At 65.0% G+C, this 24,701-nt stretch carries 19 protein-coding genes and 1 pseudogene; 15 read left to right on the top strand and 5 right to left on the bottom strand.

Features of this window, described 5'->3' with window-relative positions; translation table 11 throughout:
* Nucleotides 1-3 precede the first annotated feature (3 nt).
* Nucleotides 4-999, bottom strand: coding sequence for a TRAP transporter substrate-binding protein (locus tag XI08_RS44925; protein WP_025576603.1), 996 nt, complete (start codon nt 997-999; stop codon nt 4-6).
* Between the two features lie 188 nt (nt 1,000-1,187).
* Here XI08_RS44925 and ugpB point away from each other — a divergent pair, with 188 nt between their 5' ends.
* The 12 genes and pseudogenes from ugpB to XI08_RS44865 all read left to right on the top strand — a co-directional run bounded on the left by ugpB (nt 1,188) and on the right by XI08_RS44865 (nt 14,074).
* Nucleotides 1,188-2,528, top strand: coding sequence for a sn-glycerol-3-phosphate ABC transporter substrate-binding protein UgpB (ugpB, locus tag XI08_RS44920; RefSeq protein WP_271579340.1), 1,341 nt, complete (start codon nt 1,188-1,190; stop codon nt 2,526-2,528).
* A gap of 331 nt (nt 2,529-2,859) precedes the next feature.
* Nucleotides 2,860-3,891, top strand: coding sequence for a M4 family metallopeptidase (locus tag XI08_RS44915; RefSeq protein WP_271579339.1), 1,032 nt, complete (start codon nt 2,860-2,862; stop codon nt 3,889-3,891).
* Nucleotides 3,892-3,923: 32 nt separating this feature from the next.
* Entirely contained in the window at nt 3,924-4,199 is a 276-nt protein-coding gene (locus XI08_RS44910) for a protealysin inhibitor emfourin (RefSeq protein ID WP_271579338.1), read from the top strand.
* A gap of 24 nt (nt 4,200-4,223) precedes the next feature.
* Nucleotides 4,224-5,200 (top strand): annotated as a pseudogene (locus XI08_RS44905) (aminoglycoside phosphotransferase family protein).
* 404 nt (nt 5,201-5,604) lie between these two features.
* On the top strand, nt 5,605-7,227 hold the full coding sequence (locus tag XI08_RS44900) for an ABC transporter substrate-binding protein (RefSeq protein WP_271579337.1): 1,623 nt from the start codon (nt 5,605-5,607) through the stop codon (nt 7,225-7,227).
* A gap of 239 nt (nt 7,228-7,466) precedes the next feature.
* Nucleotides 7,467-8,480, top strand: coding sequence for an ABC transporter permease (locus XI08_RS44895; protein ID WP_027542264.1), 1,014 nt, complete (start codon nt 7,467-7,469; stop codon nt 8,478-8,480).
* Nucleotides 8,481-8,542: 62 nt separating this feature from the next.
* Nucleotides 8,543-9,442 carry an ABC transporter permease gene (locus XI08_RS44890; RefSeq protein ID WP_271579336.1) on the top strand — a complete coding sequence of 300 codons (900 nt, stop codon included), beginning with the start codon at nt 8,543-8,545 and terminating at the stop codon, nt 9,440-9,442.
* Nucleotides 9,443-9,572: 130 nt separating this feature from the next.
* Nucleotides 9,573-11,354 carry a dipeptide ABC transporter ATP-binding protein gene (locus XI08_RS44885; RefSeq protein WP_271579335.1) on the top strand — a complete coding sequence of 594 codons (1,782 nt, stop codon included), beginning with the start codon at nt 9,573-9,575 and terminating at the stop codon, nt 11,352-11,354.
* 17 nt (nt 11,355-11,371) lie between these two features.
* Nucleotides 11,372-11,551, top strand: coding sequence for a DUF4089 domain-containing protein (locus XI08_RS44880; RefSeq protein WP_271579334.1), 180 nt, complete (start codon nt 11,372-11,374; stop codon nt 11,549-11,551).
* A gap of 7 nt (nt 11,552-11,558) precedes the next feature.
* A complete protein-coding gene (locus XI08_RS44875) occupies nt 11,559-12,953 on the top strand; it encodes an AtzE family amidohydrolase (protein ID WP_271579333.1) in 1,395 nt (464 codons plus the stop codon).
* 1 nt (nt 12,954) lies between these two features.
* Nucleotides 12,955-13,347, top strand: a complete 393-nt coding sequence (gene hpxZ / locus XI08_RS44870) for an oxalurate catabolism protein HpxZ (RefSeq protein WP_025576623.1) — start codon at nt 12,955-12,957, stop codon at nt 13,345-13,347.
* 4 nt (nt 13,348-13,351) lie between these two features.
* On the top strand, nt 13,352-14,074 hold the full coding sequence (locus XI08_RS44865; protein ID WP_025576621.1) for a GntR family transcriptional regulator: 723 nt from the start codon (nt 13,352-13,354) through the stop codon (nt 14,072-14,074).
* 203 nt (nt 14,075-14,277) lie between these two features.
* On the opposite strand, the gene atzF is transcribed toward XI08_RS44865, so the two are convergent.
* On the bottom strand, nt 14,278-16,086 hold the full coding sequence (gene atzF / locus XI08_RS44860) for an allophanate hydrolase (protein ID WP_271579332.1): 1,809 nt from the start codon (nt 16,084-16,086) through the stop codon (nt 14,278-14,280).
* A 206-nt stretch (nt 16,087-16,292) separates the two neighbouring features.
* Complete coding sequence (locus XI08_RS44855; RefSeq protein ID WP_442869938.1) at nt 16,293-16,808, bottom strand: MarR family winged helix-turn-helix transcriptional regulator; 516 nt, start codon at nt 16,806-16,808, stop codon at nt 16,293-16,295.
* 131 nt (nt 16,809-16,939) lie between these two features.
* Here XI08_RS44855 and XI08_RS44850 point away from each other — a divergent pair, with 131 nt between their 5' ends.
* Complete coding sequence (locus XI08_RS44850; RefSeq protein ID WP_271579330.1) at nt 16,940-18,793, top strand: feruloyl-CoA synthase; 1,854 nt, start codon at nt 16,940-16,942, stop codon at nt 18,791-18,793.
* A 183-nt stretch (nt 18,794-18,976) separates the two neighbouring features.
* Nucleotides 18,977-20,659, top strand: a complete 1,683-nt coding sequence (locus XI08_RS44845) for a tannase/feruloyl esterase family alpha/beta hydrolase (RefSeq protein ID WP_271579329.1) — start codon at nt 18,977-18,979, stop codon at nt 20,657-20,659.
* Between the two features lie 258 nt (nt 20,660-20,917).
* Here XI08_RS44845 and XI08_RS44840 read toward each other — a convergent pair whose 3' ends face one another.
* Nucleotides 20,918-21,715: a slipin family protein gene (locus XI08_RS44840; protein WP_271579328.1), complete on the bottom strand. Its 798-nt coding sequence runs from the start codon at nt 21,713-21,715 to the stop codon at nt 20,918-20,920.
* 176 nt (nt 21,716-21,891) lie between these two features.
* Nucleotides 21,892-23,157 (bottom strand): NAD(P)/FAD-dependent oxidoreductase, encoded by a 1,266-nt coding sequence (locus XI08_RS44835; RefSeq protein WP_027542273.1) that lies wholly within the window; start codon nt 23,155-23,157, stop codon nt 21,892-21,894.
* A 299-nt stretch (nt 23,158-23,456) separates the two neighbouring features.
* Here XI08_RS44835 and XI08_RS44830 point away from each other — a divergent pair, with 299 nt between their 5' ends.
* Nucleotides 23,457-24,629: an ABC transporter substrate-binding protein gene (locus XI08_RS44830; protein WP_135176146.1), complete on the top strand. Its 1,173-nt coding sequence runs from the start codon at nt 23,457-23,459 to the stop codon at nt 24,627-24,629.
* Nucleotides 24,630-24,701 lie beyond the last annotated feature (72 nt).

Raw genomic sequence — 24,701 nt, 5'->3', positions numbered from 1 at the left:
GGCTCACTCCACCTTGCGAATGCGTTCGATCAGTGCGGCCGCCGCGGGATCGCGCCCGGCCTTGGCGTAGATCGCCGCCATCGCGTCCTCGAACGGCTTGCGGTCGATATCCCTGACGATACGGACGCCCGCTTCCTCGGCCTTGCGCTGCGACTGCTCCTCGAGGTCGCGCCACTTCTCGCGCATGAAGCGGCTGGAGCGCTGCGCGGCCTCCCTGAAGATGGTCTGGTCGTCCGCCGAGAGGCTGCGCCAGGCCTTGAGCGAGATCACCAGCACTTCGGGGCTCATCGTGTGCTCGGTGAGTGCGAGGTAGCCGGCATGCTTGTAATGGTCCGTCGTCACGAAAGATGGCCAGTTGTTTTCGGCGCCGTCGATCAGATGATTGGCAAGTCCGGCGAGCACCTGCCCATAGGGCATCTCGACCGGCTCGGCGCCGAGCGAGCGAATCATCTCGCTCATCAACTCCGACTGCTGCACCCGGATCCGCAGGCCCCGGAGGTCGGCGACGTTCGTCACCGGGCGGACGCCGTTGTAGATCGACCGCGCGCCGGAATCGTAGAAGGCGAGCCCGACGAAACCGTAGGGCTCGAAGCTGTTCAGGATCTCGCTGCCGATCGGCCCGTCCAGCACCTTCTGCATGTGCTCGATGGACCGGAACAGGAACGGCATGGCGAGCACGTTCATCGCCGGAACGAAATTGCCGATCAGGGCCACATTGGTCCGGTTGAGGTCGATCGCGCCGGCCCGGGTCTGTTCGATGGTCTCCTTTTCCTCACCGAGCTGGCGGGAGTGGAACACCTTGATCTCGTGCCGGCCGCCGGTGCGCTCGGCGATCAGCGCGCCCATGTAGCGCAGCGCCTGGACGGTCGGGTAATTCTCGGTCTGGGTGTCGGCGGCGCGAAATTCGCGCGCAACGGCGCTCGTCGCGCAGATGGCGATCAAAAGCGCAACGAAACCCACCCCGGTCCGTGAGAGTTCGGCACGGTTCAACACTGGCACACTCAACCCCTCAGTGGTGGAGTCTATGGCAGGACCAAAAGGTTCAATGCAATCTAGCAGATGGTTGAGGGAAGGCCCATCCCGCCCGGCCCCGCGGGGTGATTGTGCGGCGCGGCCGGCCCTCATTCCCGGTTGAAACTGGAAATGCCGCGCCGTAAGCAGGATAGGGTCGCCTTTTGCCGCGCGACATGGAAAGGGCCATCGTGATTTCAGCATTGCGCTGTTTGCAGGTCGTTGCCGCCGCCGCGGCCCTCACGTTCACCGCGCAGGCAAACGCCGCCACCGACATCGCGTGGTGGCACGCCATGTCGGGCGAGCTCGGCCGGCAACTGGAAAAGCTCGCCGCAGACTTCAACGCCTCGCAGTCCGATTACCGGATCGTGCCCGCTTACAAGGGCAATTACACCGAGACGGTGACGGCCGCGATCTTCGCCTTCCGCTCGCGCAGCCAGCCCGCGATCGTCCAGGTCAACGAGGTCGCCACCGCGACCATGACCGCTGCCAAGGGCGCGATCTATCCGGTGTTCAGCCTGATGCGGGACCAGGGCGAGCCGTTCTCGCTCAACGACTACCTTCCCGCCGTCTCCGGCTACTACACCGATGCGGCCGGCAATCTGCTGTCGTTCCCATTCAATTCGTCGACACCGATCCTCTACTACAACAAGACCATGTTCCGTGACGCGGGCCTCGATCCGGAGACGCCGCCGAAGACCTGGCCCGAGCTTGGCGCGATCGCAAAGCGCCTGCGCGACCGTGGCGCTCCTTGCGGCTTCACCACGTCCTGGCCGTCCTGGATCCACATCGAGAATCTCTCGGCCTTCCACAATCTGCCGCTCGCGACCCGCACCAACGGTTTTGCCGGGCTCGATGCCGAGCTGACCATCAACAATCCGGTCGTTGTCAAGCACGTCGCCCAGCTGGCTGAGTGGCAGAAGACCAAGCTGTTCGACTATGGCGGCCGCGGCCAGTCGGCCGAGCCGCGCTTCCAGAGCGGCGAGTGCGGCGTCTTCATCGGCTCCTCGGCGACGCGCGCCGACATCAAGGCGAATTCCAAATTCGAGATCGGCTACGGCATGATGCCGTACTGGCCCGAGGTGAAGGACGCGCCGCAGAACTCGATCATCGGCGGCGCCACGCTGTGGGTGCTGCGCGACCGGCCGCGCGCCGAATACAAGGGCGTGGCGCGGTTCTTCGCCTATCTGTCGCAGCCCGGGGTGCAGGCCGCCTGGCACCAGAACACCGGCTATCTGCCGATCACCCGCGCCGCCTTCGAGCTGACGCGCGCGGAAGGCTTCTACGAGCGCAATCCGGGCTCGGCGATCTCGTTCGAGGAGATCACGCTGCATCAGCCGACGGAGAATTCGAAGGGCATCCGGCTCGGCTCCTTCGTGCTGATCCGCGGTGCGATCGAGGACGAGCTGGAGCAGGCCTTTGCCGGCCACAAGAGCGCGCAAGGCGCGCTGGATTCCGCGGTCGAGCGCGGCAACAAGCTGCTCCGCCAGTTCGAGCGCGCCAGCCCGGAGCGATAGAGCATGATCCGGAAAAGTGCGAAGCGGTTTTCCGGAAAGATCATGCTCAGGTAATAACCTGAAGCGCGATTACGATTCATCCCAATCCCATCGCGCTTTAGGCGCGGCGCTGATCGCGCATTGGGCGTGACGTTCGCTGCACCAGCGAACGCAATCGACATCTTGCAACCGGAAGGACCGTGCGAATCTGCGGCGCAACGGGCCGCGGCTCCACGCTCTCGAAACAGTGACGCCCGTGTGAGCCACATCACTTGTGGCGCGGGCGCGCAGCGATAATCTTGAGGTTGTTTTACCTATCATTTTTTCGGAAAAGTTGTGATGGAGATCGTCTATGACTTGCTCATGTTGCATCATCCCGAATGACGTTCTGACCAAGCTCTCCCAGGACAAGAAGCTGTCCGCCGTGCTTCGCAAGCAGCTGGTCGACACCGTCCAGGTCAGTCATGAACTGCGCGAATTGCGGACACAGACGGCGAAATTGACCAACGTCGTGGCGGCGCGCGCCGCAGGTTTGGTCACGCTGGCTGCGGCGCCGTCGGTCACGGTCTACGACTGCAAGCACACGCAGACGCTGCCGGGGACGCCCGTGCCGAAGCCGAAGACGTCCTCGGACGGCTCCGTCAAGCGCACCTTCAACCAGACCACCAAGGTGGCCAAGTTCTACCAGCAGGTCTTCAACCGGAATTCGATCGACGATCACGGCATGACCATGATGTCGTCGGTGCATTTCGGCGAGAAGTACAACAACGCGATGTGGAACGGGTCGCAGATGATCTATGGCGACGGCGACGGCAGCATCTTCGTCGACTTCACCCGGGGCAACGACGTCATCGGCCACGAGCTGACCCATGGCGTCACCCAGCACAGCCTCCAGCTCGCCTATAGCGGCGATGCCGGCGGCCTGAACGAGAGCATCTCCGACTGTTTCGGCTCGATGTTCCGGCAGTGGGAGGCCAAGCAGGATGCCAAGAGGGCCGACTGGCTGATCGGGCGCGACATCATGGGACCGGGGGCCAAGAAAAGGGGGTTCACCTGCCTGCGCGACATGGCCGATCCCGCCGCCAAGCACTGCCTGGCGCCGCAGCCGACCAAATATTCGCAAGTGACGCCCGGCATGGACCCGCATTACGCGAGCGGGCCGCCGAACCTCGCCTTCTACACGGCCTGCACGACGCTCGGCGGATACAGTTGGGCCAAGATCGGGCAGGTGTGGTACCATTCGCTCACCGGTTTCGGGCCGATGCCGAACATGACGATGAAGACTTTCGCGGCGCGGACCCGGCAAGGTGCCCACACGTTGTATCCTGGCGATGCCGCGATCCTCGCCGCCGTCGATACCGGATGGAAGAAGGTCGGGCTGTAGAGCCAGTCGCCGCGTTACGAAAGGAAGGAAGCGTGGATCGCCTAAAGATCGAGCGCGTCGGAGGGTTCGCCGGCTTCGGCGGCCCTCATCTCAAGAGCCGCGGTGAAGTGGCGTTGTCGGATCTATCGCCCGCCGATCAGAAGACGGTGGAGCAGCTGTTTGCCGATCCGAAGAAGGTCGCGCCCGCGCATCCGGGCCAGGCCGACGCGTTCAGTTACCGGATCACGCGCGGTGCGCAGACGATCGAAGTCCCCGAGCATGCGGTCCCCTCGGCCATCAGGAACAGCGTCAAGGATGTCCTGGAATAACACCGGGCGGAGCCGGGCGCTGTGATGGAGGAGACGCTGCCGCCGGATTCCGCGGGCGCCTGGGGCGCGTCCGCGTCGACGAGCCTCGAGGCCTACCGCGCCTTGCGCGCCGACCAATCCCGATGGCTGCCGGTCGCGCTCGACATCGCGCGAGCCATGGCCTCGATATCGGCTCGCCGCATGTGTTTTCGACCGGCACCAATCTCGTGGTCGGCCTCGGTGAGCGCCTGATCCTGAAGATCTTCCCGCCGCTGCTCCACGCGCAATTCGTCTCCGAGCGCGGTTCGCTGACGCAGCTCGCAGGCCGGCTTCAGGTGCCGATTCCCGAGATCGTCGCAGAAGGCGCGCGCGACGGCTGGCCCTATCTCGTCATCACGCGCCTTGCCGGCACGCTCGGCTCGGAGGTGTGGCCGTCTTTGCCGGAAGACCAGAAGGAGCGCCTGCTGCGCCGGATCGGCGAGACCATCGCGGCCGTGCAGCGCGCGCCTCTTGGTCCTCTCGCGGCAATCGAGCCGCGCTGGGACGAGTTCATGCGCAGGCAGATGCAGGGGTGTCGCGCCAGGCACCAGCGACTCGGGCTTGCGCCCAAATTCCTTGGAGGCCTCGACGATCTCCTGCGCGATGCGACCCGCCTCATTCCGATGGACGCGCCGCCGGTGATCCTGACCGGCGAATACATTCCGGAGAACTTTCTGCTCGCCTGCAATGACGGGCAATGGTCGCTCGCCGGCCTGTTCGACTTCGGCGACGTGCGGGCGGGATGGCGCGACTACGATCTGCTCGGCCCCTGCGCCTTCATGGCGGCAGGCCGGCCCGGCCGGGTGCGCAGCCTGCTCGAAGGCTTCGGCTATGCGAAGCTGGACTATGCGCTCAAGCGGCGCCTGATGGCCCTGATGCTGCTGCACCTCGCCAGCGATCTCAACAGCCACATCTGCATCGAGGGCTGGCAGGACAAGGCGAACGATCTCGTCGAGCTGCAGGAGCTGATCTGGGCGGAATAACGCACCGCCGCCGACCTCATCAAAGCTGTCGTCCTGGACAAGCGCAGCGAAGCGGAGCGCCGATCCAGGACCCATTACCTCAGGGAGGAGTCGTGGTGCGGACTCGCAACCACGAGTGGTCGCAAAACGCCTCCCTGGGGTAATGGGTCCTGGCTTTCGCCAGGACGACGGCGGTTGAATGGGCCGCCCACCAAATAAGCCGTGGCTCCGCGCAGCTCATTTCATGAGCAAATGCGTCTCTTTGTATGCAATGCCAGAGGTCGGGGCGCCAGCGCCGCGCCCCTCTATCGTTCAATTTCCATCATGAAATCAATTAATTAACCGCGAAATAAGCTCCCGTTAAGCTCTGGCACGAACCTTGCGAATCCAGTTCCAACCAGAAACTTTTGTGTTGGAGCGATTTCATGAAGCGCCGCGATTTCCTCAAGTCCGTTTCCGGATTGGCCGCTGGCGCGGCGCTTCCGGCCATGCAGTCGGTCATCTCGTCCGCCAAGGCCGATGCGCGTTCGGAGACGCTGCTGATCGTCTCCGAAGGTGGTCCCAACAATCTCGACATCCACGGCGTCGGCACCAACGTGCCCGGCTATGAGGTGTCCTGGAATTGCTACGACCGGCTGATCAGCCACGAGATGAAGAGCGGTCCCGGCGGCGTGCCCTATTACGACCGCGACAAGTTCAAGGGCGAGCTCGCCGAGGACATGAAGATCGACGACATGTCGGTCACCTTCAAGCTGAAGAAGAACGCCAAGTTCCACGACGGCACGCCGGTCACCGCCAAGGACGTGAAGTGGTCGCTCGACCGCGCCGTCAGCGTCGGCGGCTTTCCGACCTTCCAGATGAGCGCCGGCTCGCTCACAAAACCCGAGCAGTTCGTGGTGGTCGACGACGGCACCGTGCGCGTCGATTTCGCCAAGAAGGACAGGCTGACGATTCCCGATCTCGCGGTGATCGTGCCGTGCATCGTCAACTCCGAGCTGGTGAAGAAGAACGCCAGTGAGAAAGACCCGTGGGGTCTCGAGTATACGAAGCAGCAGACCGCGGGCTCCGGCGCCTACAAGGTGACGAAGTGGACCGCCGGCACCGAAGTCATCATGGAGCGCAACGAGGATTGGGTCGGCGGTCCCTTGCCGAAGATCAAGCGCGTGATCTGGCGCATGGTGCCGCAGGCCGGCAACCGCCGTGCGCTGCTGGAGCGCGGCGACGCCGACATCTCCTACGAGCTGCCGTTCAAGGATTTCCAGGAGATGAAGGCGAGCGGCAAGCTCAACGTGGTGTCGCTGCCGTTCTCCAACGGCATCCAGTATATCGGTATGAACGTCACCAAGCCGCCGTTCGACAACGTCAAGGTGCGGCAGGCGATCGCCTATGCGCTGCCGTACCAGAAGATCATGGACGCGGTGTTGTTCGGGCTCGGCAATCCCATGTTCGGCGCCGCCAAGGACAAGCCGACGGAAGTCGCCTGGCCGCAGCAGCACAAATACAACACCGACATGGAGAAGGCGAAGGCGCTGCTGGCCGAGGCCGGCTACGCCAACGGCTTCGAGACCACGATCTCGTTCGATCTCAACTTCGCCGGCGTCAACGAGCCGCTCTGCGTGCTGGTGCAGGAATCACTCGCGCAGCTCGGCATCAAGACCACCATCAACAAGGTGCCCGGCGCCAACTGGCGCACCGAATTGAACAAGAAGGAGATGCCGCTCTTCACCAACGTGTTCTCGGGCTGGCTCGATTACCCCGAGTACTTCTTCTACTGGTGCTATCACGGCAACAATTCCGTCTTCAACACCATGAGCTACAAGTCGGCGGAGATGGACAAGCTGATCGACGGCGCGCGCGTTGCGGCCGCGAGCGGCGATACCGCGACCTACGACACCGACGTGAAGGGCTTCGTCGATCTCGCCTACGCCGACGTCCCGCGCATCCCGCTGTACCAACCCTTCGTCAACGTCGCGATGCAGAAGAACATCAGCGGTTACCAATACTGGTTCCACCGCCGCCTCGATTACCGCGCGATGGCGAAGGGGTGAGTTGCCATGCTGATCGTCGGCGACGCATCGGCATGTGTTGGTTTCTGGAGTGAGGCCGCCACCGCTCTCTCACTCCCTCCCCCCTTGCGGGGGAGGGGCGGGGAGGGGGGTAGCCACGAACTCCGACCTCGCTTGGGGCCACCCCCCTCCCTAACCCTCCCCCGCAAGGGGGGAGGGGACGCAGCGGTGCGAGCCGTGCGAGTCAGCTCCCGATTGCAAGGCAGAAGGAGAGCGCTTCCATGCTGACCATGATCGGCAAGCGCCTGATGTTCGCGATCCCATCGCTCATCGGCGTCGTCATCGTCACCTTCCTGCTGACGCGCGCGCTGCCTGGTGATCCCGCCGCGTATTTCGCCGGTCCCGCGGCGACGAAGGAAGCCGTCGAGCAGATCCGCAAGAAGCTCGGTCTCGATAGGCCGCTGATCGAGCAGTTCTTCCGCTACACCAACGACCTCGCCCATGGCGATTTCGGCAACTCGCTCACCACGGGCCAGCCGGTCGCGGCCGAGATCCGCAATCGCCTGCCGGCGTCGGCCGAGCTGACGCTGCTCGGCCTCATCGTCTCGATCGTCATCGCCATTCCGCTCGGCGTGCTGGCGGCAACGCGGCCGGGGTCATGGGTCGATCATCTCTGTCGGGTCACGACGACAGCGGGCGTGTCGCTGCCGGTGTTCTTCACCGGCCTCGTTCTCGTTTACGTCTTCTATTTCCGGCTCGGCTGGTCGCCGGCGCCGCTCGGCCGCCTCGACGTGTTCTACAGCGCGCCGCCGACGGTGACCGGCTTCTATCTGATCGACACGCTGATCGCGCGCGACTTCGAGGCGTTCCGCTCGGCGCTGAGCCAGCTCATCTTGCCGGCGACGACGCTCGCGATCTTCTCGCTGGCGCCGATCGCGCGCATGACGCGCGCCTCGATGCTCGCCGTGCTCGCCTCCGAATTCGTCCGCACCGCGCGCGCCAGCGGGCTGTCGCCGGCAACCGTCATCGTCACCTACGCCTTCCGCAACGCGATGCTGCCTGTGATCACCACGCTGAGCATGGTGTTCTCGTTCCTGCTGGGCGCGAACGTGCTGGTGGAAAAAGTGTTCGCCTGGCCCGGCATTGGCTCCTATGCGGTGGAAGCGCTGATCTCGTCGGACTTCGCGCCGGTGCAGGGTTTCGTGCTGACCATGGCGGTCATGTACGTGCTGCTCAATCTTGTGATCGACATTTTGTACGGCGTCATCGATCCGCGCGTCAGGTTGGAGGGTTAGCGCATGATCCGGAAAAGTGGAGGCCGGTTTTCCGATCAGATCATGCGCAAAAGGAGAGTCACATGAGCTCCGTTGCGCCTGCTGTTGAACCCGTCGGCCCTGCGCGAACCTCGGGCCTCGTCGCGATCCTCGAACAGACCCGCTACGTTCTCGGCGAGAACAAGGTCACGGGCTTTGCCTTCGCGCTGCTGATCGTGATCCTCATCGCCGCGATCTTCGGTCCCTATGTGGTGCCGTATGATCCGTTGGCGTCCGACACCGCCGCGTCGTTGAAGCCGCCCTCGGCGGCACACTGGTTCGGCACCGATCAATTGGGACGCGACATCTTCAGCCGCGTCGTGGTGGCGACACGGCTCGATACTTTCATCGCGGTCGCCTCCGTCGTGCTGGTGTTCCTGATGGGCGGGCTCGCCGGCATCGCGGCGGGCTATTTCGGCGGCTGGACCGATCGCATCGTCGGTCGCATCGCCGACACCATCATGGCCTTCCCGCTGTTCGTGCTGGCCATGGGCATCGTCGCAGCGCTCGGCAACACCGTGCAGAACATCATCCTGGCGACCGCCATCGTGAACTTCCCGCTTTATGCGCGCGTTGCGCGTGCCGAGGCGAACGTCCGCCGTAACGCCGGCTTCGTGCAGGCGGCTCGGCTATCGGGCAACGGCGAATTCCGCATCCTGCTGGTGCATATCCTGCCCAACATCATGCCGATCATGATCGTGCAGATGTCGCTGACCATGGGCTACGCCATCCTCAACGCCGCCGGCCTGTCCTTCATCGGCCTCGGCGTCCGTCCGCCGACCGCCGAATGGGGCATCATGGTCGCGGAAGGCGCCGGCTTCATGGTGTCAGGGGAATGGTGGATCGCGCTGTTCCCCGGCCTTGCTTTGATGATCGCCGTGTTCTGCTTCAACCTCCTCGGCGACGGCCTGCGCGACATCGTCGACCCGCAGCGGAGGACGTGATGGCTGCTTTCCTGCGCGAGAGAGCCGGGCCCGGCCCATGTGCAAATTTCCGGCCGAAATTCGCCAATGAAATCAACCCCGTTCTACTGTGCATGGGGTTGTTTTCGCCATTCTTGATCGGGAGGCCCTCATGACCGCCCAGCCCCTGCTCGACGTCCAGGACCTCACGGTCGAATTCACCACCCGCCGCGGCATCGTGAAGGCGGTGCAGCATGTCAACATCTCCGTCGCCAAGGGCGAGACCCTCGCCATCGTCGGCGAGTCCGGCTCCGGCAAGTCGGTGACGTCATACGCGGTGATGCGCATCCTCGACCGAGCGGGGCGGATCGCCGAGGGCTCGGTGATGTTCTCGGGTATCGACGTGAAGGCGGCATCGGAAGACCAGATGCGCGATCTGCGCGGCCGCGAGGTCTCGATGATCTTCCAGAACCCGCGCGCGGCACTGAACCCGATCCGCAAGGTCGGCGACCAGATCGAGGACGTGCTGCGCACTCATGTGCAGCAGGCTCAGGTCGCTGATCACGGCGAGAAGGCGATCGAGGCGCTGGAGCAGGTCAAGATCGCCCGTCCGCGCGAGCGCTACCACGCCTATCCGTTCGAACTGTCCGGCGGCATGTGCCAGCGCGTCGTCATCGCGCTTGCGCTGGCCTGCAATCCGCAGCTGCTGATCGCGGACGAGCCCACCACCGGCCTCGACGTCACCACGCAGAAGGCGGTGATGGACCTGATCGTCGAGCTGACCAAGCGCCGCGCGATGTCGACTATCCTGATCACCCACGATCTCGGTCTCGCGGCGGCCTATTGCGACCGCGTCGTAGTGATGGAGAAGGGCCGGGTGGTCGAGACCGCGAAAGCCGCCGACATCTTCGCCAATCCGCAGCATCCCTACACCAAGAAGCTGATGCGCGCGACGCCGCGGCTCGGCGTGAGCTTGCGGGATCTGCTGCCGGAGGAGGAGGGGGCATCCCAATCCGCATCCGTCATGGCCGGGCCTGACCCGGCCATCCATCACGCTTCGCATGACTCGTCCCGATCGATGGACCCCCGGGTCAAGCCTGGGGGTGACGTGACGTCAAAGCCCCTCCTGCTCATCGAAAAGCTGGTCAAGGAATATCCCCGCCAGGGCGCCACCGCCGTGCTCGGAAAACTGTTCGGCCGCAAGCCGCCGCCGGAGCCCGATGTGTTCCGCGCCGTCGACGGCATCGGCTTCTCCATCGGTCATGGCGAGAGCGTCGGCCTCGTCGGCGAATCCGGCTGCGGCAAATCGACCACCTCGATGATGGTGATGCGGCTCTTGGACCAGACCTCCGGCCTAATCCGGTTCGACGGCGAGGACATCGGCGGCATTCAGCCGGCCTCGTTTGCCCGGCTGCCCCAGCGCAGCCGCATCCAGATGGTGTTCCAGGACCCGACCGACAGCCTCAATCCGCGCTTCACCGCCGCGCGCGCCATCGCCGACCCGATCATGCAGCTCGGCGACATCAGGGGCCGTGACGCGCTCCGCGCCCGCTGCGAGGAACTCGCGACCATGGTCGGCCTGCCGCATAATCTGCTGGATCGGTTTCCGCACCAATTGTCCGGGGGCCAGAAGGCCCGCGTCGGCATCGCCCGTGCCATTGCCCTGCATCCGAAACTCGTCATTCTCGACGAGCCGACCGCGGCGCTCGACGTCTCGGTCCAGGCCGTGGTCCTCAACCTGCTCCAGGACCTCAAGGCGCGTCTAGGTATGAGCTATCTGTTCGTCTCGCATGATTTGAACGTAGTGCGCTTGTTGTGCGATCGTGTCATTGTGATGCGGACGGGTCGAATCGTCGAGGAAGGCTCTTCCGAGAAGGTCTTGAGCGATCCGCAGGACGACTACACCAAGGAGCTGCTGACGGCGATCCCGCATCCGCCGTTGCCGGCGCACTGAGATTGTTTGGGAGCGTGATGGCCGAGCCGCTGGACGATTATATCGACGCCGTATCGAAAGCGCTGGCATTGCCGATCGAGGAGGCCTGGAGGCCGGCGGTTCGCACCAATCTCGAAGTGTCGCTGCGGCTCGGCCGCCTCGTCGACGAATTCGCGCTGCCGGACGAGACCGAGCCGGCGCCGATCTTCACCGTCTGACGCCGCCATGACCACCAAGCCAGAGACGAGTGCTGCCGACATCGCGAAAGCGGTGGCGGGCGGCAAGATGTCCGCCCTCGCTGCCACCGAAGCCGCGCTTGCGCGCATCAAGCAGCACGACACCATCCTCAACTCCTTCACCGACGTCACTGCCGATCGCGCTCGCGCCAAGGCGCGTGCGATCGATGCCGACATTGCCGCGGGCAAGACGGTTGGTCCGCTCGCCGGTGTCCCCTTCGCGGTGAAGAACCTATTCGACGTCGCGGGCCTCTCCACGCGCGCGGGCTCGAAGATCAACCGCGATCTCGCACCCGCCAGGCGCGACGCCACCTTGATCGAGCGCATGGAGGCCGCCGGTGCCGTGCTGGTCGGCGCGCTCAACATGGGCGAGTACGCCTACGATTTCACCGGCGAGAACGTCCACGACGGTCCCTCGCGCAATCCGCACGACACGACGCGGATGAGCGGCGGCTCGTCCGGCGGTTCGGGGAGCGCCGTCGGCGGCGCGCTGGTGCCGATCGCGCTGGGCTCGGACACCAACGGCTCGATCCGCGTGCCGTCCTCGTTCTGCGGCATTTTTGGCTTGAAGCCGACCTATGGCCGGCTGTCGCGCGCGCGGTCGTTTCCGTTCGTCGCGAGCTTCGATCATCTCGGTCCGTTCGCGCGCACCGTCACCGATCTCGCGCTCGCCTACGACGCGATGCAGGGGCCGGATGCCGACGATGCGGCCTGCACCACGCGCGGTCTGGAGCCGACGGTGCCGCTGCTCGCCAATCCGGTTTCGGACCTGCGCATCGCGATCGCCGGCGGCTACTTCCAGAAGAACGTGTTTCCTGAGGCGGTCGAAGCCGTGAGCCGCGTCGCCAAAGCGCTCGGCACGACGCAAATCGTCGATGTGCCTGAAGCCGCGCGTGCCCGCGCGGCGGCTTACGTCATCTCCACCACGGAGGGCGCCTCGCTGCATCTCGATCGCCTGCGCAAGCGTCCGAACGATTTCGATCCCGCCGTGCGCGACCGGCTGATCGCGGGCGCCATGGTGCCCGCGCCGCTGGTCGATCGCGCGCAGAAATTCCGCCGCTGGTATCGCGCGCAGTTTTCCGAGATCTTCAGGTCGGTCGACGTGCTGCTCGCACCGGCAACGCCCTGCACCGCGCCGAAGCTGGGACAGGTGAATTTCAAGCTCGACGGCGTCGAATTGCCGGTGCGCGCCAATATCGGCATCCACACCCAGCCGATCTCCTTCATCGGGCTACCCGTCGTTGCCGTGCCGGTTCCGCTCGAGCCGCTGCCGATCGGCGTGCAGATCATCGCCGCACCCTGGCGCGAGGACATCGCGCTGCGCGTCGCGCATGCATTGGAACGGATGGGCGTCGTATCCGCGCCATCGCCGAGAGGACTTTGAGATGGAGATCGACCTCCCCGACGTGATCGCGGAAGTGAAAGCCGCGTTCGATCGCTATGAGCAGGCCCTCGTCACCAACGACGTCGCCGTGCTCGGCGAGCTGTTCCGAAACGACCCCCGCACGCTGCGCTACGGCATCGGCGAGAACCTCTACGGCTACGAGGCGATCTCCGGCTTCCGCGCCGGCCGCTCGCCGGTCGGCCTCAACCGTCGCACCGCGAAAACCGTCATCAGCAGCTATGGCCGCGACACGGCCGTGGCCTCCACCCTGTTCTATCGCGACACGGCGCCCGGCAAGGTCGGCCGGCAGATGCAGACCTGGATTCGCTTCCCGGAGGGCTGGCGCGTCGTCGCCGCCCATGTCAGCATCATCGACGAGTCGAAAGAGACCTGATCGAATGACGCTTGACGATCTTCCGCAGGGAACACTGCCGGCCGAGCCGGTGGTGCCGCGCGTCGACCGGGCACTGCCGTCGCTGCAGAAGGTCACGCGCGCCGAGGAGCTGCGTCTTCAGCTTGCCGACGAGATCGTGCGCGGAGCCCTGGCCCCCGGCGCGCCGCTGGACGAGACCGACATCGCGCGGCGTTTCAACGTCTCGCGCACGCCGGTGCGCGAGGCGCTGCGCCAGCTGGTGGCGAGCGGCCTCGTCGAGGCACGGCCTCATCGCGGCGCGGTGGTGGCGCAGCCGTCGATCGAACGGCTGAAGAGCATGTTCGAGGCGATGGCGGAGCTGGAGGCGCTGTGCGCCGGCCTTGCCGCCGAGCGCATGTCCGCCGCCGAGCGCCACGGCCTGGAGGCCATCCACGAAGAGCTGCGTGTCCTCAGCTATACCGGCAATCCCGATCGCTTTCACGAGGTCAACGAGCGCTTCCACAACGCGATCTATGCGGGCTCGCAGAACGGCTATATCGCCGAGATCACGCTGGCGACCCGCGTGCGCGTGCAGCCGTTCCGCCGCGCCCAGTTCCGCAACCTCGGCCGTCTCGCCAAATCGCAAGCCGAGCACGACCGCGTCGTCGTCGCCATCATGCGCGGCGACAAGCAGGGCGCCGCCGCCGCCATGCGCGCACATATCGAGCTGGTGCGCGGGGAGTACGAGATCTACGCGGTGTCGGTGTAGTTGTTTCTGCCGCTACACGCTCGCTGTCGTCCCCGCGAAGGCGGGGACCCATAACCACAGGGAGTAGTGTGAGGCAAAGTTCCCACTCCGAGTCATCGCATAACGACTTCCTGTGGGTATGGGTCCCGGATCGGCGCTCCGCCCTGGACAACGCTACGCGTTGCCAAGAGCTGCGCTTGTCCGGGACGACGACGGTGTAGAATTCACGCCGTCGCCGCTTCCGCCATATACTTCCGCCAGCCGCCATAGGCGGTGATGTCTCGCGCCTCGCCCAGCACTTCCGGCTCGACGAGAAAGCCCTTCACGCTTCTGCCGTCGGCGAGCCTGATGGTGCCGATCGCCATCGGTGCCGGAATCGCGTTGACGAACTTGCCGAAGGCGGACGACGACAGCGACCAGATCTCCAGCTCGATCGCCGCGCCTTTGCCGGCTGCGACGCGCAGCATGCCGGGTTTCGGCGGCGTGGTCGGAAGCGCATAGAGCTTGTAGTCCGCCGCCGTCCTGGTCGACTCGACCAGCTTTCCGTTCAGCGCCTTCAACTCGCCGTTCAGCGCCATGCCGGACAGATGCGCGCCGACGACGGCGATCGGAATCTCGTCGATGCCGCTTGCCGCAAGCGGCGTGAGCGCCGGTTGCGCCACGCCCTTCGCGCCGACGCTCAGCCTCGTATCCGCATGGAACACGCGGCCGATGCTCGCAAGCAGCGCATCGCGTCCTGCAGGCGCCAGCAGCGTGATGCCGAACGGGACGCCGTCGGCGCGCATCGATGCCGGCACGGCGAGGCCGCAGAGGTCGAGCAGGTTCACGAAATTGGTGTAGGTGCCGAGCCGGCTGTTGAGCTCGATCGGGTTGGCCAGCACCTGCGCGGTCGTATAGGCCGTCGGCGCCGTCGGCAGCACCAGCGCGTCGATATTGGCAAAGGTGCGCTCGGCGATCTTGCGCAGGCCCTGCAGGCGATAGAGCGCGGAGAAGGTGTCTGCCGCCGTCAGCCGCGCGCCGGCGGCGGTGATCTCGCGCGTCACCGGATGGATCGAGTCGGGTGCGGAGGCGAGCAGGTTCTTGATCACGAGATAGCGTTCGGCAACCCAGGGCCCTTCATAGAGCAGCCGCGCCGTCTCGTAGAACGGCTCGAGGTCGAATTCGACCAGCGTTGCGCCGAGCGCGGTCCAGCGCTTCAGCGCCTCGCCGTAAGCTGCTTCCGCCTTCCTGTCGCCGAAGAAGATCAGCTGCCCGTTGCGCGGCACGCCGAGGCGCAAGGTTGTTGGAAATGGCGTGATCGCCCCGAGCGGCCGGTCGCGCGAGAACGGATCGGCCTGGTCAGGTCCCGCCATCACGGAGAGTGCGAGTGCAGCATCGTCCACCGTCAAGGCGAATACCGAGATGCAGTCGAGCGTGCGGCAGGCCGGCACGAGGCCCGCGGTCGAGATCATGCCGAGGCTCGGCTTCAGCCCGACGATGTTGTTCAGCATCGCCGGCACGCGCCCGCTGCCGGCCGTGTCGGTGCCGAGGGTGAGCGGCACCAGGCCGGCGCCGACGGCGGTGGCCGATCCCGAGCTCGACCCGCCGGGAATCAGATCTTCGCGAATCGAATTTTTGGGAATGCCGTAGGGCGAGCGCACGCCGACGAGGCCGGTCGCGAACTGGTCGAGATTGGTCTTGCCGATGATGATGGCGCCGGCCGCGCGCAGCCGCTCCACCGCGGTCGAGTCGTGCGTCGGTGTGTAGGAGAAGGCCGGGCAGGCCGCCGTGGTCGGAAATCCCAGCGCGTCGATATTGTCCTTCACCGCAACCGGGACGCCGAAGAGCGGCAGGCTGGCGGCATCTGCGCGCGCGGCAAGCTTTTCGGCCTCCGCGATTGCATCCTTCTCGTCGCGCAGGCTGATGAAGACGGCGGGATCGTTGTGGTCGCGGATGCGCTGGTAGCTGCGCGCGAGCGTCTGTGCCGGCGTGAGCGTGCCCGCGCGATGCGCGGCCACAATCGCGGCGATCGTTTCAGGCTGCTCAGCCCCCATTTCAGCTCCCATGGCGACAAAACTCCGGCAACATGTCCTCACCCGGATCGAAGCAAGCGATGTGCCATTGTGTACAGAAACCGGGCAGCGCGGTTGCTCCGGATATTATCGGGAGATCAGTAGGTTGGGGGATATTTCGGTAGCCGGGCGGGCGGTCGCGCCAACGCCTTGTTCCGGGCATTTGCGCAAATTTTGGGCAGGTAGGATCAGGTGAAGCCAGCGAGGATCTGGAGCAGCCGCTCCCGGTTCTCCCTGCCGATCTTCGCCTCGACATGGCGCTCGTGCTCGGCGGCGAGCCGCTTGAACTTCGCCAGCGCGGTCTCGCCCTGGGCGGTGAGATGCAGGGCGTGCGAGCGCCGGTCCGTCTTCGACTTGATCCGTTTCACGTATTTGCGCTGTTCGAGGCTGTCGAGCAGATGCACCAGCCGGGCGCGCTCGATGCCGAGGCGCTTGGCCACCGCCATCTGCGACAGGCCCGGATTGGCGCCGATCACCGTCAGCACCGAATATTGCGTCGGCCGGATGGCGACATCGCCAAGCGTCTTGATGAAGTCCTGAAAGATCCAGATCTGGAAGCGACGCACCGCGTAACCGGCGTGCCCGACCAGTGCGTCGAGGCCGATCTCGTCCGCGTCGTTCCGCCGCGCCGCGCCGTTGCCGGCGCGTTTGCGTGGGGAAGTTTGGGCTACGGTGGCTGTCACGTCGCGTCTCCTGCCATGCATCCCTTGTAGCGTCTCGGACGGCCGTGCGGAAGATTGTTGTTGACGACAACAATTGTCGTGCCCAACATTATGGCCAAAGCAGTCCGGAACGAGGCTGCGGCCGATCCCGGTCCGGGCGGAGGAGGAAACACATGACAGCCGCCTTACGCGGTGACGCGTCAAGTCTGTTCGCAGCGCCAAAGACGATCGCCGAGCATCGCGCCGACGGCAGCATCGTGCTCCGCTCGCCCGAACCGTTGCGCGACAGTGCGCGCTGCATCGGCGACTGGCTGGAGCAATGGGCGCGGCAGACGCCCGATGCGGTCTTCCTCGCCGAGCGCGGCAATGTCGAAGCGCCATGGACCACCGTCACCTATGCGCAGGCATTGCGCCAGGTGCGTGGCGCGGCGTCCTGGATCCTTGCGCAAGGCCTCGGCGCCGAACGCCCGCTCGTGATCCTCTCCGACAACAGCATCGACCATGCGCTGCTCGCGCTTGCCGCGCAGCATGTCGGCGTGCCCTCCGCTGCGATCTCGCCGGCCTATTCGCTGATGTCCAGGGATTTCGACAAGCTCAAGAGCATGATCGCGCTGCTGGAGCCGGGCGCGATCTACGTCGCCGCGACGAAGCCGTTCGCGGCGGCGCTGGCCGCGATCAAGCCGCTGCACAAGGCGCAGGTCATCAGCGGCAACAGCGATGACGCCGATGCACTCGCCTTCAGCATCGTCGCGGCAACGCCCGAAATTGCCGACGTCGCCAAAGCCTTTGCCGCGGTGACGCCGGACACGATCGCAAAATTCCTGTTCACGTCAGGCTCGACCGGCACGCCGAAAGCCGTCATCAACACCCAGCGCATGCTGACCTCCAGCCAGCAGGCCAAGGCGCAGACCTGGACCTTCCTCGAACAGGCCGGCAGCGATCTCGTCATTCTCGACTGGCTGCCCTGGAGCCACACCTTCGGCGCCAATCACAATTTCAACCTCGTGCTGCGCAACGGCGGCTCGCTCTATATCGACGGCGGCAAGCCTGCGCCCGGTCTCTTTGCGACGTCGCTCGCCAACCTGAAAAGCGTGATGCCGACGGTCTATTTCAACGTGCCGCGCGGCTTCGACATGCTGATCGCGGCACTGCGCGGCGACGAAGCGTTGCGCCGCCGCTTCTTCAGCGAGGTGAAGTTCGCCTTCTATGCCGGCGCCGCGCTGCCGCAGAATCTCTGGGACGCGCTCGAACAACTGTCCATCCAGACGGTCGGCCGCCCGCTGCCGATGGTCTCGGCCTGGGGCTCGACGGAAACCTCGCCGCTGGCGACCGACTGCCATTTCCTCGCCGAGCGCTCCGGCAATATCGGCGTGCCGATCCCCGGCACCGAGCTCAAGCTCGTCACCTCCGGCGACAAGCTGGAGGTGCGCGTGCGCGGCCCCAACGTCACGCCGGGTTACTGGAAGGCGCCCGAGCTGACCAGGCAGGCGTTTGACGACGAGGGCTTCTATCTCATCGGGGATGCAGTGAAGCTTGCTGATAGCGCGCGGCCGGAGCGCGGCCTGTTCTTCGACGGCCGTGTCGCGGAGGACTTCAAGCTCAATTCCGGCACCTGGGTCAGCGTCGGCACGCTACGCCTCGCCGGCATCGCCGCGCTGGCGCCGCTCGCGCAGGATATCGTCGTCGCCGGTCATGGCGGCGACGAGGTGCGTTTCCTAGTGTTCCCGAACATCGCGGCGTGCCGCACGCACGCCGGCTTGCCGGAGACGGCTGATGTGAATGATGTGCTGGCCCATGGCAAGGTCAGGGCCGCGATCGCAGAGGGCCTTGCAAAGCTGAAGCAGCACGGCGCCAATTCCTCCGGCCACGCCACGCGCGCCCTTCTGCTCGCCGAACCGCCATCGGTGGACGGCGGCGAGATCACCGACAAGGGCTACATCAACCAGCGCGCCGTGCTGACGCGGCGTGCGGAGGCGGTGGCGCGGCTCAACGACGATGCATCGACCGAATGGATCGGCATCGGCTGAACCGTCCGCACGCGATCGTCTCGTGCCCCAGACGCAGCGCGTCACGAAGTGATGCTCTGCGTCGCGGCATACGGGACGATGCTTCGCATCGCCCGGATGCAGCACCGCGTCCGGGACACGGCTTGCCAACGAAAGAGAGCAAGTGTAATAGTTATAAGATATAATCAAATAAGGGAGGCCGCCGTGAGGTCTGGCTTGGTATCGGCAGTCACGCTGGCTGCGCTTCTGGGGTCGACGGCACTGGTCCGCGCGGATGGCGAGGCCTGCTCGCCGGTCACATCAGCATCGCTTGCCATTTCCGGCATCGAGATCACGGGATCAAAGGCGCAGGACGCGGCTTCCGGCCTGCCCAAGCACTGCATCGTAACGGGGATCGCCAACCAGCGCACCGGTGCGGATGGAAAATCCTACGCCATCCAGTTTGAGCTCCGCCTGCCGGCGGAGTGGAATGGACGCTTCCTGCACCAGGTCAACGGCGGCAATGATGGCGTCGTGGTGCCTGCGCTCGGCGACAAGCCGGACGGCTTTGCCTCGGGCGGGACGGTGCCGTTGGCGCGCGGCTTTGCCGTGCTGTCGTCCGACAGCGGGCATTCCGGCTCCGATCCCGCGAACAAATCGCTCGGTCTGACTGCGGGCGCTGCCTTCGGTCTCGATCCGCAGGCGCGGCGCGACTATGGCTACGCGGCCGATATGACGTTGTCGCCCGTGGGCAAGGCGATCATCGCCCTGCATTACGGCCGCAAGCCGGATCGCTCCTACATGGCCGGCTGCTCGAACGGCGGACGCCACGCGATGGTCGCGGCCTCGCGCATGCCCGAGAACTATGATGGCTTCCTCGTCGGCAATCCCGGCTTCGATCTGCCGCGCGCGGCGATCCAGCATGCCTGGGACGTGCAGGCCTTTCTCAAGGCCGATCCCGATTTGCGCAAATCGATCACCAGGGAGGACGCGCAAGTCATCGCCTCCCGCATCACGGAGGCCTGCGATGCGCTCGACGGCGTCAAGGACGGCTTGACCGCCAATCTCGCGGCTTGTCAGAAGGCGTTCGATCTCAAGAGCCTTGCTTGCGCGCCAGGTCAGACCAATGCGTGCCTGCCGCAAGCCAAGGTGGACGCGCTGAAGACGAGCCTGGCCGGGCCGAAGAATACGAAAGGCGAGGCGCTCTATTCCGACTGGCCGCTCGATGGCGGCATCGGCACCGGCAACTGGCGCGCCTGGAAGGTCGAGAGTCCGGTCGCGCCCTGGAACAACTATCCGATCATCGCAACCATGGGCGCGGCGTCGCTGAATTACATCTTCTCGACACCGCCGGTCGCGGTGGAGGGCAGCAGCGACAAGCTGATCGATGCCCTGAAGGCGTATGATTTCGACAAGGACGCGCCAAAAATCTTCGCCAAGGACGGCACATTCACCGAATCGGCCATGGACTTCATGACCCCGCCCGACGTCGATGATCCCAAGCTCGCGGGGTTGCAGAAGTCCGGCGGAAAGATGCTGATCTATCACGGCCAGGCCGACCCGGTGTTCTCGGTGAATGACAGCATCCGCTGGTACGATCGGCTGGACAAGAACCTGCAGGGACGTGCGGACGGCATCGCGCGTCTGTTCACCATCCCCGGCGAAACCCATTGCGGCGGTGGCGTCGCGCTCGACAAGTTCGATGCACTCAGCGCGCTGACCGATTGGGTGGAGAAGGGCAAGGCGCCCGAGCGCATCATCGTCTCCGCCAATCCGGCGAACAAGGAAGTCCCGGCTTCGTGGAGCCCGAACCGCACGCGGCCGCTGTGTCCATACCCGTCTTATGCCGCCTATTCGGGGCAGGGCGATAGCGAGGACGCCGCGAATTTCGTTTGCAAGGCGCCGTAGTAACGTCGCGGCCGCGAGGGCTACCGCACCCTCTCCCCTTGTGGGAGAGGGTGGATTTGCGAAGCAAAGCCGGGTGAGGGGTTTCTCTCCGCGCGTGAATCTCTCGCATTTGTATTCGCGGACGCAAACCGCTCATCCGGCGCCATAGCCGATGCGAAGCATCGGCGCTCTAAGTGAACGGCGGCCGGAGGCCGCCTATGCCATCTTCTCCCACAAGGGAAGAAGGAAGAGTTGCGTGCGGCGGAGAGGGAGAGGAATTCACCCCTTCGCCACCACCGCCTTCGCGACGTCCGCAATCCCCCTTGCCATCGATACGAACTCGCTCGGCATCATCACCAGCGTCATGGTGTTCTGCTCGGCGCCGACTTCGGTGATCATCTGCATGCGGCGCAGCTCGAGGCCGGCCGGATTCTGCATGATCACTTCGGCGGCCTGACGCAGCTGCTCGGCGGCATCGAGCTCGGCTTCGGCCTTGATCAGGCGGGCGCGCTTTTCGCGCAACGCTTCCGCTTCCTGCGCCAGCGCGCGCTGCATGCTCGGAGGTATCTCGACGCTTTTCATCTGCACCAGCTCGACCTTCACGCCCCACGGTTCGGTGGTGGCGTCGATCGACTTCTGCATGACATCGGCAATGGTGTCCTGCGCCTTCAGGATCTCATCCAGCGTATGCTGGCCGAGCACGGCGCGCAGCGTCGTCAACGAGACCTGCACGACCGCGTTCGAGACCGCCTTGACCTCGATCACGGCGAGCTCGGGATCGACGATGCGATACCAGACCACGGCGTCGACCTTGATCGGCACGTTGTCCCGCGTGATGCCTTCCTGCTGCTCGACATTGGCGGTGATGGTGCGCAAATCGAGCTTGGTCTGCCATTCGATGATCGGCCAGACGAGATAGAGGCCGGGGCCGGCGGTGCGATTGAACTTGCCGAGCCGGAACACGACGCTGCGTTCATACTGATTGGTGACGCGGATGCTACCGATAAAATACGCGATCGCCGCGACGGCAACGATGGTGAAATACGGATGCGCGGCGACAAACTCCATGACGAACATGGTTGCCTCCTGAAGCAAAAATCAGTGCGCGGCGGATTAAGTGACGGGGTGTGCTGCTTTCAAGGACGCTGGCGGAGCGCCGTCAGGCATATTTTTTCGTGTTAACCACTTGACGCCCGTTGCTTAACGTTTGCGCGGACTTCGCCTTTCCCCCCAAGCGGGGAGAGGGAGAAGCCTCACCCCACCACCTTGCTGCTGCCCTGCGTGATCAGCCGCGCGGCGCGCTGGTCGCGGGCGTAGATCCAGAGCCAGCTGAGGGCGACGCTGAGGCGGTGGCGGAGGCCGATCAGGAAGTAGATGTGGGCGATGCCCCAGATCCACCACGCGATGGTGCCGCGCAGCTTGATGCGGCCGAAGTCGATCACGGCGAGGCGCTTGCCGATCTGCGCGAGGCTGCCGGCGTGCTTGTAGCGGAATGGGCCCGTCGCAGCGCCGCGCAGGCGCGCCTTGATGGTCTCGGCGACATGCTTTCCCTGCTGCTTGGCGGCCGGGGCGATGCCGGGCACGGGCTTGCCCTCCCAGGCGTTGATGCTGACGGTATCGCCGATCGCAAAGATTTCGGGATGGCCTGGAATCGTCAGGTCGTCTTCGACCTGCACGCGTCCGGCGCGATCGGCCGGCGCGCCGAGCCATTCGGCGGCTGGCGAAGCGCGCACGCCGGCGGCCCAGATTCTTGTCTTTGCCTCGAGCAGCTTGCCGCCGAACACCACGCCTTCACGATTGATCTCGGTGACCGGCTGTCCCAGCACGACCTCGACGCCGATCTTTTCCAGCGAGGCCTGCGCGTAAGCCGAGAGGTCGTCGGCGAAGCCGGCGAGCACGCGCGGCCCGGCCTCGATCAGCACCACGCGCGCCTTGGTCGTATCGATGTTGCGAAAGTCGCCGGGCAGGGTGTGGTGCGCCATCTCGGCAATTGTGCCGGCGAGCTCGACGCCGGTGGGGCCGGCTCCGACGATGACGAAGGTCAGCCGCGCTGCGCGCCGCGCCGGATCGGTCTCGCGTTCGGCGCGCTCGAACGCCACCAGGATGTGACGGCGCAGCGTGGTCCCGTCCTCCAGCGTCTTCAGGCCGGGCGCGAACTGCTCCCATTCGTCATGGCCGAAATAGGCGTGACGCGCGCCGGTCGCGAGCACCAGCGTGTCGTAAGGCACCTCGCTGCCGTCGTCGATCAGCACGCAGCGCCTTGTCGCATCGACGCCGCTCACAGTCGCGAACAGTGTCGTCACCTCGCGGCGGTCGCGCATCAGATGGCGGATCGGCCAGGCGATCTCGCTGGTGGCAAGCGAGGCGGTGGCGACCTGGTAGAGCAGCGGCTGGAACAGATGATGGTTGCGGCGGTCGATCAGCGTGATGTCGACCGGGGCGCCCGCGAGCCGGTAGGTCGCCTCCAGCCCGCCGAAGCCGGCGCCGACAATGACGACGCGATGGGGTGTGGTGGTCATGATGCGCCCTCGACTCTCGCTGCTTCTCTGCTTCATTTAAGTGCGGAAAGTGGCCCGCGGTCCAATAGCCGTCATCAATCGCGGAATAGGCTCGGCGTATCGTCATGCCGCGAAAAAGCGCCGCAGGCTTGGTCGAAGTGAGTAGAATTATATTTCTTGCCATCGCCGATGGGGGCGAAATATGGTGCAGGGGCACGCGCTGAGCCATTGGCGGCGCGACAGATTTTGCGTTCAATAGAGACAGGCCCGGGGCGGCGATCACCCCGTTTCCGGGAGCAATAATAAGGAGGGGAGTGGTTATGAGGACGGCATTCTGGCTGGCGGGCGCAGCGGCGCTGGTGCTGGCGAGCCCGGCATTCGCCGGCGACACCATCAAGATCGGTTTCGTCTCGACCTTCAGCGGCCCGACCGCCGTGATCGGCAACGACATGCGCAACTCGTTCGAGCTGGCGCTGGATCATCTCGGGCGCAAGATGGACGGCAAGCCGGTCGAGGTGATCTACGAGGACGACGGGCAGAAGCCTGACGTCGGCAAGCAGAAGACCGAGAAGCTGGTGCAGTCCGACAAGGTCGATTTCATCGTCGGTTACATCTGGTCGAACGTGCTGCTGGCTTCCTTGAAGACCGCGGTGGACTCGCAGACCTTCCTAATCTCGGCCAATGCCGGCCCGTCGCAGCTCGCCGGCGAGCTCTGCTCGCCTTACGTGTTCTCGACCTCCTGGCAGAACGACCAGACGCCGCAGGCCATGGGCCTCTACATGAACCAGAAGGGCGTCAAGAGCGTCTTTCTGATCGGGCCGAACTACGCGGCCGGCAAGGACATGCTCGCCGGTCTCAAGAACACCTTCAAGGGTGAGGTCAAGGGCGAGGAATACACGGTCTGGCCGAGCCAGCTCGACTTCTCCGCCGAGCTCTCCAAGGCCCGCGCCTCGGGCGCCGAGTCGATCTTCGTGTTCTACCCCGGCGCCGCCGGCGTGCAGTTCCTCAATCAATATACCCAGGCGGGCCTGAAGAGCACGATGCCGCTCTACACCGCCTTCACCGTCGACGAGCTGTCGCTGCCGCTCCAGAAGGAGAACGCGCTTGGCGTTCCCGGCGCGCAGCAGTGGGTGAATGACCTGCCCAACGAGCAGAACAAGCGCTTCGTCGCCGACTACCGCAAGAAGTACACCGGCCTGCGTCCGACCTATTACGGCGCCCAGACCTATGACGCCGCCCAGCTCATCAACAGCGCGGTGGTCGCGGTGAAGGGCGACACCAGCAAGAAGGACGCGATGAAGGCCGAGATGGAGAAGGCCAACTTCAAGTCGCTGCGCGGTGCGTTCAAATACGGCAACAACCACATCCCGGTGCAGAGCTTCTATCTCCAGGACGTGGTCAAGGATGCAGACGGCCAGCTCGCACTGAAGACGGTCGCGACCATCGTCGAGAACGACCAGGATCGCTTCCATCAGAAGTGCCAGATGAAGTGAGGTGTATCCTCTCCCTCTCCCCGCTTGCGGGGAGAGGGTCGGGGTGAGGGGGAGTCTCCGCGAGGACGGAGC

It is taken from the genome of Bradyrhizobium sp. CCBAU 11361, assembly GCF_028128935.1.
Lineage (GTDB): Bacteria > Pseudomonadota > Alphaproteobacteria > Rhizobiales > Xanthobacteraceae > Bradyrhizobium > Bradyrhizobium niftali.
This window is presented reverse-complemented; position numbering and strand designations above follow the sequence as displayed.

Coding starts and splice junctions, on each gene's coding strand:
- ugpB (WP_271579340.1), top strand. CDS start 1,188: ATGGAAAGGGCCATCGTGATTTCAGCATTGCGCTGTTTGCAGGTCGTT.
- XI08_RS44915 (WP_271579339.1), top strand. CDS start 2,860: ATGACTTGCTCATGTTGCATCATCCCGAATGACGTTCTGACCAAGCTC.
- XI08_RS44900 (WP_271579337.1), top strand. CDS start 5,605: ATGAAGCGCCGCGATTTCCTCAAGTCCGTTTCCGGATTGGCCGCTGGC.
- XI08_RS44895 (WP_027542264.1), top strand. CDS start 7,467: ATGCTGACCATGATCGGCAAGCGCCTGATGTTCGCGATCCCATCGCTC.
- XI08_RS44890 (WP_271579336.1), top strand. CDS start 8,543: ATGAGCTCCGTTGCGCCTGCTGTTGAACCCGTCGGCCCTGCGCGAACC.
- XI08_RS44885 (WP_271579335.1), top strand. CDS start 9,573: ATGACCGCCCAGCCCCTGCTCGACGTCCAGGACCTCACGGTCGAATTC.
- XI08_RS44880 (WP_271579334.1), top strand. CDS start 11,372: ATGGCCGAGCCGCTGGACGATTATATCGACGCCGTATCGAAAGCGCTG.
- XI08_RS44875 (WP_271579333.1), top strand. CDS start 11,559: ATGACCACCAAGCCAGAGACGAGTGCTGCCGACATCGCGAAAGCGGTG.
- hpxZ (WP_025576623.1), top strand. CDS start 12,955: ATGGAGATCGACCTCCCCGACGTGATCGCGGAAGTGAAAGCCGCGTTC.
- XI08_RS44865 (WP_025576621.1), top strand. CDS start 13,352: ATGACGCTTGACGATCTTCCGCAGGGAACACTGCCGGCCGAGCCGGTG.
- atzF (WP_271579332.1), bottom strand. CDS start 16,086: ATGGGGGCTGAGCAGCCTGAAACGATCGCCGCGATTGTGGCCGCGCAT.
- XI08_RS44855 (WP_442869938.1), bottom strand. CDS start 16,808: ATGCATGGCAGGAGACGCGACGTGACAGCCACCGTAGCCCAAACTTCC.
- XI08_RS44850 (WP_271579330.1), top strand. CDS start 16,940: ATGACAGCCGCCTTACGCGGTGACGCGTCAAGTCTGTTCGCAGCGCCA.
- XI08_RS44840 (WP_271579328.1), bottom strand. CDS start 21,715: ATGTTCGTCATGGAGTTTGTCGCCGCGCATCCGTATTTCACCATCGTT.
- XI08_RS44835 (WP_027542273.1), bottom strand. CDS start 23,157: ATGACCACCACACCCCATCGCGTCGTCATTGTCGGCGCCGGCTTCGGC.
- XI08_RS44830 (WP_135176146.1), top strand. CDS start 23,457: ATGAGGACGGCATTCTGGCTGGCGGGCGCAGCGGCGCTGGTGCTGGCG.